This window comes from Corynebacterium sp. NML130628, assembly GCF_001875665.1.
Lineage (GTDB): Bacteria > Actinomycetota > Actinomycetes > Mycobacteriales > Mycobacteriaceae > Corynebacterium.
Genome location: NZ_MLAL01000019.1, coordinates 23,781 through 31,607, shown reverse-complemented (window position 1 = coordinate 31,607; position 7,827 = coordinate 23,781). Strand labels below are relative to the sequence as shown.

The window sequence follows — 7,827 nt, the reverse complement described above, 5'->3', positions numbered from 1 at the left end:
TCAATACAAGGTTGAAGTCGACACTCGGTGATGGATATACGACCATCGCCGAGCATCGACAGGCACTGAGTGCATAACTACGAGACAAAGTCCCTCAGATGCACTCCAACAAAACATCCGCAGCCCCAAAGGGACCCAAAAATGGGATTACTACCATCCTGTTACTACAGTTTGGGTTTCGGCTTAAGCTTCTTAAGCTTCGTGCCTGTCGGCCTCCAACCATCCAACAGCCAACAAAAAGCGCCACGAACCGAAGTTGCGTGGCGCTGAATGTGGGCCCTGCGGGGATCGAACCCGCGACCTGCGGATTAAAAGTCCGTAGCTCTACCAACTGAGCTAAAGGCCCGTGCGGAACAACTTAGCACAACTCAAGGGTGGGTAGAAATCGCCACCTCACCACAAAAGCACGCTTCATACCACTACCCCCATTCATGGTCATACCCCCAGGAAGATGGGGGTTTTTGAATCCTGCTACGGTAAATATATGACCATAACCTTTATTGGTTGTTCACGTTGAAGGAGTCACAATGCCGCTAGATTTAGTCGATCTGTCCCGGTGGCAGTTCGGCATTACCACGGTCTATCACTACCTTTTTGTCCCACTGACCATGGGGCTCGCGCCGATGGTTGCAATCATGCAAAGCATCTGGCACAAGACTGGCGACGAGCGCTGGTACCGCGCGACCCGTTTCTTCGGAAACATTTTCCTCATCAACTTCGCGATGGGCGTTGTCACAGGCATCGTCCAGGAGTTCCAGTTCGGCTTGAACTGGTCTGAATATTCTTCGTTCGTTGGAGACGTGTTTGGCGCACCACTCGCCTTCGAGGGCTTGACGGCCTTCTTCTTTGAGTCCGTCTTCCTCGGCGTCTGGATTTTCGGTTGGGGCAGGCTGCCCAAGTGGGCACACCTTGCGTCGATCTGGGTTGTTTCGATCGCCGTGAATATTTCGGCGTTCTGGATTATTACTGCGAACTCGTTCATGCAGCACCCGGTGGGCGCAGTGTTCAACCCGGAGACGAACCGCGCTGAGCTCGTTGATTTCAAGGCGCTGCTCACCAACCCGACAGTGCTGTGGGCGTTCCCGCACGCAGTGTTCGGCGCTTGGATGCTCGCCGGCACGTTGGTGTGCGGTGTCGCTGGTTGGTGGATGATCCGCGAGGCGCGTAAGGGTGACCCGAATGGCGACGCTGCGACGGTGTGGCGTTCCTGCACCCGCTTCGGCGCTTGGGTCATCATGGCTGCGACGGTGCTGCTCACGCTGACTGGTGATGAGCTTGCGAAGCTAATGTTTAAGCAGCAGCCGATGAAGATGGCGTCGGCAGAGGCGCTGTGCCACACTGAGCTGGACCCGCACTTCTCTGTTCTCTCGTTTTCCTCGTACAACGACTGCGAGTCCGCAACGCAGCTGATCGGTGTGCCGTACGTGTTGCCGTTCCTGGCGCAGGGCAAGCTGTCCGGTGTTGAGCTGCAGGGCGTGCTGGATCTGCAGCAGTACTACGAGTCGCTGTACGGGCCGGGTAATTACACCCCGAACCTGTTCGTGACGTATTGGTCCTTCCGTATGATGATCTTCTTCATCGTGGTTTCGGTCGTCATGGCGATTGTCGGTCTGTGGGTGACCCGCGGCAAGCGCGTTCCTACCGCCAAGTGGCTGGGCACTCTGTGCCTGGTCGCGCTGCCGGCTCCGTGGCTGTCGAATATCTCGGGATGGATCTTCACCGAGATGGGCCGCCAGCCGTGGATCGTCCATCCGAACCCTGCGTTCCAGGGTGGGGATCACCCGGGGATGGAACAGAACATTCACATGCTGCTTGACTTCGGTGTTTCCGATCATCAGCCGTGGCAGGTGCTGCTCTCTATGGTGCTGTTCACGGTGCTCTACGGCATCGGTGCGGTGCTGTGGGTGTGGCTCATTCAACGTCAGGTCCGCAAGGGCATGGATCAGCCTGGGCTCCACGAGGGCGACTCCAAGCGTCTCAAGGACGTGCTCTACGGCCCGAACGCCGAGACTGAGTTGGAGCCGCTGAGCTTCAAATCTGAGTCCGGCGCCACCACAACCACTGCGGACAACAAGGAGCTGTAAATCATGGACTTGCAAGTGCTTTGGTTTGTGATCATCGGAGTCTTCTTCACTGGCTATTTCGTGCTGGAGGGCTTTGACTTCGGTGTTGGTATGTTGCTGCCGTTCATGAAGGGCGATGAGATCGAGAATGATCGTCGCCGCACGGCGGCGATCAGGACGATTGGCCCGATCTGGGACGGTAATGAGGTATGGCTCATCACGGGTGGTGCGGCGATTTTCGCGGCGTTCCCAGAGTGGTACGCCACGTTGTTCTCTGGTTTCTACCTGCCGCTTGTGCTCATCCTTATGGGCTTGATTGTCCGCGGCGTGAGCTTGGAGTGGCGCGTCAAGGTGGACACGCTCAAGTGGCGCAGGCTTTGTGACGCCGGCACGGCGTTCGGCTCCTACCTGCCTACGCTGCTGTGGGGTGTTGGATTCACAAACATTGTGATTGGCGTTCCGCTGAATGAACAGGGTCGCCTGGACTCTTTCCATGATGGGTTCTTGGGTCTGCTGAACCCGCTCGGCCTGCTGGGAGGTGTGGCGTTCGTGCTGCTGTTCATGCTGCACGGTGCAACCTTCCTCGGCTTTAAGTCGCATGATCCGCTGCGTGCCGAGGTGCACGCATTCGCGAAGAAGTTCATTGCTGGCCCGGCCATCGTCGTCGGCGCGGCGTACCTGCTGTGGATCCAGCTGACGCTGGGCGCTGGCTGGACCTGGATCCCGCTGGTGCTCGCTGCAGTTGGCCTGATTGTCTCCGTGGTCGGCATTGTTGGCAACAGGGATGGTTTGGCGTTCTGGATGACGGCGTTTGCCATCATCTGCTGCGCGATTGTCCTGTTCGGTTCGCTGTTCCCGGACGTGATGCCGTCGACAAGCGATGTGTTCGCTGGTTGGGATATCCGTAACGCGTCCTCTTCGCCATACACCTTGAAGGTGATGACGTGGGCGGCTGTGTGCCTCACCCCGATTGTCCTGGCGGGTCAGATTTGGACCTACTGGGCGTTCCGGAAGAGGGTGTCGGTTTAGGCTATGGCCTCGCCGATTGACCCTCGGCTACTTCGCCTCGTTCCGCCCGTGCGCCAACTCATTGTGCGCACGGGCGTTGCGCAAGCTGCGGACACGTTGCTGCTGGTAGCTCGGGGTATTTTGATTGGGGTTGTTGCCGCGTCGGCGGTGACGGAGCGCGCGGTGCCGCGTGCGTCGTTGCTGCTGACGCTGGCTGGCGTCGTTGTGGCGCATGGTGTGCTGGCGTGGGTGGCGCAGCGTTGGTCCGCGGATGCGGTCGGCGATGTTGTGGAGGACTTACGGACGAAGGCGCTTCGGGCGCTGGCGCAGCAGGACCCGCGCGCGGTGGAACAGGAGTCGGCGACGTGGCGTCACGTGCTCACCCGCGGCATTACCGATTTCCGCCCTTACCTCACGGAGTTCCTCCCCGCGCTCTTTTCGACGGCCATCGGCACCCCAATCGTGGTCATCGTCATCTTCTACTTCGATTGGATCTCGGGCGTCTTTTGCCTGATCACGCTGCCGTTGATCCCGGTGTTTATGGTACTGATCGGCAAGTTGACGGCGGATCACACGCAGCGCCGCCTGGAGGTGACGGCTGGGCTTGGTGCTCAGTTGTCGGATTTGTTGGCCGGTGCCCCAACGTTGCGTGCGCTGCACGCCACGGAGCGCCCTGCGCAGCAGATTCGTCAGACGGGGCGCAAGCACGCGGATTCCACCATGGGGGTGCTGCGCCTGGCGTTCCTGTCCTCGTTTGCGTTGGAGTTCATTGCGACGTTGTCGGTGGCGTTGGTCGCGGTGAGCATCGGTTTGCGGCTGGTAACGGGTTCGATCACGCTGTTGGCCGGGCTGACGGTGCTCATCATTGTCCCGGAGGTCTTCGCCCCGCTCCGCCGTGTCGGCGCGAGTTACCACGCCGCGGCCGATGGTCTGAGTGCTGCCGAGCGTGTGCTCGAGCTTCTCGACGCCCCCTCCGCCACCACCGGTTCCTACATCACGGCCGCTGAGGGCTCTGACGGTGTGCGGGTGCACAACTTGAGCGTGCGTGGACGCGACGGAGTGCGCCCGGATGGGCTCACCTTCAACGCCCCACGCGGCCAGGTCACGGTGTTGACCGGCGCGAACGGTTCCGGTAAGTCCACCACGCTGTTGGCGGTGTTGGGCCAGTTGCCGGATGCGATGGTTGGGGGCGAAGTGGGCGTCGAGAAGAAGGTGGCGTACCTACCTGCGACCCCGGCGATGGAGCCTGGGACCGTGGGTTCGAACGTGGCGCTGTTTGGCGCGCGCGGGGACGCAGGCCTGGTGGGAGTGTCTGAGGCGCATGCTGTCGGCCCATATGGGGACGGCATTTCCGCAGGCCAGCGGCAGCGTGTCGGCATTGCGCGTGCTTTCGCCGCGGATGCGGACGTGTTCGTCCTGGACGAGCCGACTGCGCACCTCTCCCCCGAACTCGTCGAGGAGGTTATCCAAAGGATGCGTGAGCTGGCGCGGCGTGGCGCTGCGGTACTGGTTGCCTCCCATGACCAGCGCGTACTGGACGCCGCGGACCAGGTGGTACAGGTATGAGTGACTTGAAGTTTTTGCTGCGCATCGCGCAGGTGCGTCCCCGTGACCTGATCAGCCCAATCATCGCTGGGGCGATTACGCTGCTGGCAGCGCTGAGCCTGACGGTGTTGTCCGGCTGGCTGATTACGCGCGCGTGGGAGATGCCACCGGTGTTGGATCTCTCGGTGGCGGTGACGGCTGTGCGCGCGCTGGGTATTTCGCGGGCGGTGTTTCGCTACCTCGACAGGCTGGTGGCGCACAAGCTGGGCCTGCGGGCGCTGACCACGCTACGCGCCACCATGTATGACGCCCAGGCGGCCGCAGGTCGTGTGGGCCGCGGCGAGGGTCAGGCGCTGCTGGTTGCGGACACGGAGCGCGTGACGGATTTCATCGTGCGCACGCTCATCCCGCGCGGTGTGGCGATCGTGCTGACGGTGGTGGCGGTCGCCGGTGCGGCGTCGCTGCACCCACTGGCAGCGGTGGTGATGGCGGGCGGGTTCGCGCTGACCGGCCTGCTCATCCCCTACTTAGCGACGCGCGCTTCGCGCAACACCTTCCTGGTGGAGGCAGAAAACGCCTTTACCCTGCAGCTCGACTCGGTGCTGCACGACAGGGTGGAGTACACCGTCGCCGGCAAGGGCGAGGCGCTGATCTCGCAGGCATCGGCGGCCTCAGCACAGGCGAGCAAGGCGTGGGCGCAGTCCACCCGTCCGGAGGCTACCGCCTCCGGGATCCAGGCGTGGGCCACGGGGATCTGTGCGCTGCTGATTACGTGGTTGGCCGTCGAGACGTATACGGGCAACCCGGTGTGGCTGGGCATGCTGGTGATGTTGCCGCTGGCCGCGTTTGAGGCGCACGGCCCACTCGCGAGTGCCGCGGTGCACGCGGATCAAGCAAAGCGTAGCGCCCACCGACTGCGCGAAGTCGCGGACCACGCCGCCGAAGCAACGAAGCGCAGCGCCGGCCCCCTCCCCCGCCCCGAGGCCGGGGTTGCTGTGTGGGCGGAGGCGCTGCGCACCGCCCACGGCGACCAGGAGTGGAACTTCGAGCTGGCTCCTGGCCAGCGGATGCTGGTGCGCGGGCCGTCGGGATGTGGCAAAACCACGATGTTGGAAACGCTCGCCGGGTTGCTACCCGTCGCCGGCGGGAATGTGGCAATCGCGGAGGGCGCCCGCCTGTTCGCGGAGGACGCCTGGGTGTTCGCCACGACGGTGCGGGAAAACCTGCTGGTCGCCAACGGGAATGCGAGCGACGCCCGCATGGCGGAAGCGCTGGAGGCGACCGGTTTCGAGTTCGACCTGGACTTCATGCTCGATAATGGTGCGGACTCACTGTCTTCCGGGCAGCGCCGTCGCCTGCTGCTCGCCCGTGCGCTTGTCAGCGACGCCCCCACCCTGCTGCTCGACGAACCAACCGAACACCTCTCGATCGACGCCGCGGAGCACCTCCTCGACGTCCTGTTGCACCAACCTCTGCCCGGCGCGATGCCACAGCGCACCGTGATTGCGGTCGTACACGTCGACGGGCCCGTCGGCATCGAGGTCGCTGCCTCGCCGACGGGCCCGGACGTGGTGTCGTAGCTGGCGCTACTTCTTCATCGTGCCTGTTTCCATGATGCGGGTGTGGAAGTCGAAGGCGTGACGCAGATCGTGTGGCGTCTGCTGGAACTTGCTCTTCGACGCCAGCTCCACGTACTCCTCGAGCAGTGGGCGGTAGTCAGGGTGAGCGATCGCGATCATCTTCGCAACGCGGTCGCGTGGCGCGAGACCACGCAGGTCAGCAACACCGTACTCGGTGATGAAAACCATTGCGTCGTGCTCGGTGTGGTCAACATGCGAGACCATCGGGACGATGGAGGAAATCGCGCCGTCCTTCGCAATCGACGGGGAGATGAACGAGGAGATGTAGGCGTTGCGGGTGAAGTCGCCCGAGCCGCCCAGCGCGTTCATGATGCGGGAACCGTTGATGTGCGTGGAGTTGGCGTTGCCGTAGATGTCCGCCTCGATCATGCCGTTGGAGGCGATCAGGCCGGTGCGGCGGATGACCTCCGGGTGGTTCGAGATCTGCTGCGGGCGCAGGATGATGGACTCACGGTAGCGCTTAGCTTCCGCGTTCATCTTGTCCGCATACTCGGGGGACAGCGAGAAGGAGGTTGCGGAGGCAACGGACATCTTGCCGGCGTCGATAAGGTCGACCATGCCGTCCTGGATGACCTCGGTGTATGCCTGGATGTTCTCGAACTTCGAGTCCATCAGGCCCGCCATCACGGCGTTCGGGACGTTGCCCACGCCGGACTGCATCACGTAGCCGTCGTAGGTGAGGCGGCCGTGGCGTACCTCGTGCTCGAGGAAGTCGAGGAAGTTTGCGGCGATACGCTCGGAGGTCTCGTCCGGAGCCTTGAACGGCGCGTTGCGGTCCTCGGCGTTGGTCTTGACGACGGCCACGACCTTCTCCGGGTCGATCTCGATGTAGGTGGTACCGATCCGGTCCCCGGCCTTGGTGATCGGGATCGGGATACGGTTCGGCAGTGGTGGAACGAGCCAGATGTCGTGCATGCCCTCGAGGTCGACGGACTGCCACTCGTTGACCTCGATGATGATTTTCTTCGCGGCATTGAGGTACTCAACGGAGTTGCCGACGGAGGAGGACGGCACAATGTTGCCTTCCTCGGTGATGCGGACGGCCTCGACGATAGCGACGTCCACGTCGCCGAAGAAGCCCTGCTCGACCATCATGCCGGAGTGGGACAGATGGATGTCCTGGAACTTCATTTCCCCGGCGTTAATCTTGTTGCGCATCTGCGGGTCAGACTGGTACGGCATTCGGTAGCGCAGCGCATTTGCCTCCGCGAGCACGCCGTCGCACTCCGGGGCCGTCGAGGCGCCGGTGAACAGGTCAATTGCGTACTCCCGGCCAGCGTTGTGCTCGTCGGTTGCCTTTGCCGCGATCGCAGCAGGCATTGCCTTGGGGTAGCCGGCGCCGGTGAATCCAGAGATGCCGACCTTATCTCCATGGTTCACGAACTGGGCAGCTTCCTCTGCAGTCATGACCTTGGCGCGCAGCTTGTCACTCGCGATACGCTCGCTCATTAAAAACCTCACTTCGTGTTGATGATTCAGATATCACACCACCATAATTGTGATGTAGGTCTAACGGTGTGAATCTACGGAAACATTCAGAAAGGTCACCCTCACCGGATACCCCCTTTCGG

At 62.1% G+C, this 7,827-nt stretch carries 5 protein-coding genes and 1 tRNA gene; 4 read left to right on the top strand and 2 right to left on the bottom strand.

The window, feature by feature from the left end; genetic code table 11:
- Nucleotides 1–273: 273 nt before the first annotated feature.
- Nucleotides 274–346 (bottom strand) — tRNA-Lys (locus tag BJP07_RS05965).
- A gap of 181 nt (nt 347–527) precedes the next feature.
- Here BJP07_RS05965 and BJP07_RS05960 point away from each other — a divergent pair.
- Genes BJP07_RS05960 through cydC form a run of 4 tightly spaced genes read left to right on the top strand, consistent with a single transcriptional unit; the run spans nt 528 to nt 6,196 of the window.
- Nucleotides 528–2,084, top strand: a complete 1,557-nt coding sequence (locus BJP07_RS05960; RefSeq protein WP_071566597.1) for a cytochrome ubiquinol oxidase subunit I — start codon at nt 528–530, stop codon at nt 2,082–2,084.
- A gap of 3 nt (nt 2,085–2,087) precedes the next feature.
- The gene (gene cydB / locus BJP07_RS05955) at nt 2,088–3,092 is read left to right on the top strand and encodes a cytochrome d ubiquinol oxidase subunit II (RefSeq protein WP_071566596.1); all 1,005 of its coding nucleotides are present in this window, start codon (nt 2,088–2,090) and stop codon (nt 3,090–3,092) included.
- Between the two features lie 3 nt (nt 3,093–3,095).
- Complete coding sequence (locus BJP07_RS05950) at nt 3,096–4,637, top strand: ABC transporter ATP-binding protein/permease (RefSeq protein ID WP_071566595.1); 1,542 nt, start codon at nt 3,096–3,098, stop codon at nt 4,635–4,637.
- Nucleotides 4,634–6,196 carry a thiol reductant ABC exporter subunit CydC gene (cydC, locus tag BJP07_RS05945; RefSeq protein ID WP_071566594.1) on the top strand — a complete coding sequence of 521 codons (1,563 nt, stop codon included), beginning with the start codon at nt 4,634–4,636 and terminating at the stop codon, nt 6,194–6,196. Before BJP07_RS05950 ends, cydC begins: the two co-directional genes overlap by 4 nt.
- A gap of 6 nt (nt 6,197–6,202) precedes the next feature.
- Here the strand turns inward: cydC and BJP07_RS05940 are convergent, their stop codons facing one another.
- Nucleotides 6,203–7,705 carry an acetyl-CoA hydrolase/transferase family protein gene (locus BJP07_RS05940; RefSeq protein WP_071566593.1) on the bottom strand — a complete coding sequence of 501 codons (1,503 nt, stop codon included), beginning with the start codon at nt 7,703–7,705 and terminating at the stop codon, nt 6,203–6,205.
- Between the last annotated feature and the right edge of the window lie 122 nt (nt 7,706–7,827).